Here is a 3017-nt window from a genome sequence, read left to right as displayed (position 1 = left end):
GTACATGCTCATGCCAATGGCATCGGCTTCGGGGCGAAACTGGGTGCCCACCATATGATCGTTGAAACGGAAAGCCATCATGGCGCGTTCAAAAGGTACATGGGGGCGTTCTTTTTCTATGGCAAGTATCTTTCCACCTAATTGCCGTATTCTTTTATGGTCGGGCTTAATAACCTGGTAATCACGACTGTCAACAGCATAAAAGGGATCGCGCAGGTTAGAGAAAACGGGCTCCCTTTCTGCACCTGGAAGCATATGCACGGGGAATACACCAAATGCAGTAGACTTTCGGTTGGTTACTTCTCCTACTTTAAAATGTCGGCAGGCCAGTTGATAGGAATGGCAGATAAAAAAGACCTGCTTTTTACGGGTATGCTGCGGATTTTCATTGTAGCTGACCAGGGATTCCAGCCAGGTAAAATATTGATTTTCCCAGGATGAACCCAGGCTGTCGAGGGGAGAGCCTGGTCCGCCGCTTGAAATATAGATATCATAACTGGTATCAGGAACCTGTTCTTTCAGTCGTACATCAAATTCGTCCCATTCCAGGTCGATCTGATGCTGATCGGCATACAGGTTTAAAATTTCCCTGATACAACGCATACCCTGATTCTCCACTCCTTCGTATAAATCCAGAATGGCTACTTTTATCGTTCCCAAATCCATAACCATGCGGCAAATTTAAGGATTTTCATTTTTACCGGTCGAGAGCCCTCAACGGGTAAAAGCTTAGTGAACTTTTTGGCCGGCGATCCAGGTGCCAAGCACGCGGATGGATAAGAGTTGTTCGGGCGGAACGGTTAGTAAATCCTGGTCAAGCAGAATAAAGTCGGCCAGCTTACCCGTTTCAAGACTGCCTTTTTCATTTTCCTCGAAATTGCTCCTGGCCGCCCATATGGTCATGCCCCGCAGTGCCTGCTCCCTGGTAAGGGCATTTTCAGGCTGATAACCTCCGGCAGGATATCCTTTCGCATCCTGCCGCACTACTGCCGCAAAAAACGTTTTAAAGGGTGATATATCTTCCACGGGAAAATCGGTACCTAGAGGAATCCAACCGTTTTGTTGTAATAATTCCTGGAAGGCATAAGCTCCTTTTTCGCGTTCTTTCCCCAACCGTTGGCCGGCCCAATACATATCTGAAGTAGCATGGGTGGGCTGAACAGAAGGAATAATGCCGTAGTTTCCAAAATTGGCAAAATCAGCAGCATTAACTACCTGTGCGTGTTCAATTCGCCAGCGCCGGTCATTTTTTCCTTTCAGGTGCTTTGCATAAATCTTAAGGATGGTTCTATTGCCACTATCTCCAATAGCGTGGGTGTTCATTTGGAATGGGGTAGACGCAAGCAGGGCTGCTACAGAATCAAAATGTTCGGGATTGCTCAACAAAAATCCCTTGTTGCCCGGATTATCGGCGTAGTCTTCCAACAGGCAGGCACCCCTGGATCCCAGTGCGCCATCCGCATATACTTTAAACGAACGGACGTTGAGCCGATCAGTTTTGATAATACCTTTTGGCAGCAGGTAATCGTAGTTTTTTTTGCTATCACTTAACATGGCATATATACGCATCTGGAGCTCACCTGATTGATGCAGTTCGTCCATCAGATTTATCTCGGAAAAATCCAGCCCACAATCATCTACAGTAGTCAACCCCATAGCAAAACAATTCCGTTGTGCATCCAGCAGCGCTTCTTTTTTTTGTGCCGTGGAAGGCGCTGGTATTTTGGTAGCTACCAGGTCAATTGCGTTATCGATCAGGAGACCGGTTAAGCGGCCATTTTTTACGTCAATTTTTCCCCCTGTCAGTTGATCACCTGCTTTAATACCGGCAAGCTCAAGGGCTTTGGCATTGGCCATTGCAGCATGTCCATCGATCCGGCTAAGCAATACAGGGCGATCGGGAAACAATTGGTTAAGTGCTTCGTTGGTCGGGAATTCCTGGTTGGGCCAATCGTTCTGGTCCCAGCCTCTGCCAATTAGCCAGCCTTCTGGTGTAGTATGGGCAAATTTTACCAGGGTGTCAAGGATAGCCTGCCAGCTTCCTGTGCCCACCAGGTTGGCAGTTTGCAGGTTCAGTCCATAGGCATAAAAATGACAATGTGCATCAATAAAACCGGGATAAATGTAGTTGCCGCCCGCATCGAGCGTATCATTGGCTTTATAAGTTTTTAGGAGGGTAGTTTCATCTCCAACAGCAAGGATTTTACCATCGCGTACAACCAGGGCGGAAGCTTTGCTGAAGAGGCTGTCTACGGTATAAATATGCGCGTTTCGGATCAGCAGGTCGGCAGTTTTTTTATTGCTGCACGAAATGCAATAGAAGCACGCCAGGGCAATCAGCGCACCAATGAATGTTGATTTCAATGAAAAAAAATTTATAAAATGATGCCGAAAATGGTATCCACTACCAGTGATAATAAACTGTTCCTGAATTGCTCAATCCGGATCACTGATAAACCGGCCTGTTTTAACGCAATCATTTGAGCAAGGTCTTTTTGGCCCAGCACCAGCCATTCGAAGTCCTGGGTAGTTAGTTTACCTTCTGCCAAAAGAATGGTCCATCGTTTCAGGCTTTCTTTGGTTTCTTCCAGAAATTTTCGACCATCCTGAATGGCGGCTTTCGTATAGTTTTTTACAAATAAGCGAGCCAGTTCTTCCACCTGTTTTTTAAGTGTTTTGAAGATGTCTTCAAATTTTACCGTTGCTGCCATAGGCTGTTTTTTATTGCTGCAGGTCTTTAGGCGTTAATTTCCCACTCTCCAGTTCAGCAAGCTGATCAAAGGCATTGCCCACAATAATCTTTGCCTCTGTAATAAAAGCTGGTTTTAATTGGGTTTCTTTTTTCCAGCGGGCTAAAAAACCGCCCAGTAAATTTTTTTCCGGATTTCTTAAGAGGTTCCACATCTGGATCCTCAATTGATTTTTTTTCCGGTGTAATTCATATTCATAAAGTTTATTGAGTTGATCCGTAAAAGCCTCAATTTCTTTTTGCTGCGAGGTATAGGTTTGTTCTGCTT

Annotated in this window: 4 protein-coding genes; all 4 read right to left on the bottom strand. The window is 45.5% G+C overall.

Annotation, left to right across the window (positions count from 1 at the left end; all coding sequences use genetic code 11):
• On the bottom strand, nt 1–672 hold a 672-nt coding region (locus A1D16_RS15495; RefSeq protein ID WP_290711115.1), incomplete at its 3' end, for a GMP synthase.
• 57 nt (nt 673–729) lie between these two features.
• A complete protein-coding gene (locus tag A1D16_RS15490) occupies nt 730–2364 on the bottom strand; it encodes an amidohydrolase (RefSeq protein ID WP_290711113.1) in 1635 nt (544 codons plus the stop codon).
• Nucleotides 2365–2375: 11 nt separating this feature from the next.
• Nucleotides 2376–2711 carry a hypothetical protein gene (locus A1D16_RS15485; protein ID WP_290711111.1) on the bottom strand — a complete coding sequence of 112 codons (336 nt, stop codon included), beginning with the start codon at nt 2709–2711 and terminating at the stop codon, nt 2376–2378.
• Nucleotides 2712–2721: 10 nt separating this feature from the next.
• Nucleotides 2722–3017, bottom strand: a 296-nt coding sequence (locus tag A1D16_RS15480; RefSeq protein WP_290711109.1) for a hypothetical protein, incomplete at its 5' end; no start/stop codon positions are given.

It is taken from the genome of Flavihumibacter sp. CACIAM 22H1 (assembly GCF_001601815.1).
GTDB lineage: Bacteria > Bacteroidota > Bacteroidia > Chitinophagales > Chitinophagaceae > Flavihumibacter.
Note: the sequence above shows the minus strand (reverse complement) of the source record. Positions and strands in the feature narration are given on the sequence as shown.

Coding starts and splice junctions, on each gene's coding strand:
- A1D16_RS15485 (WP_290711111.1), bottom strand. CDS start 2,711: ATGGCAGCAACGGTAAAATTTGAAGACATCTTCAAAACACTTAAAAAA.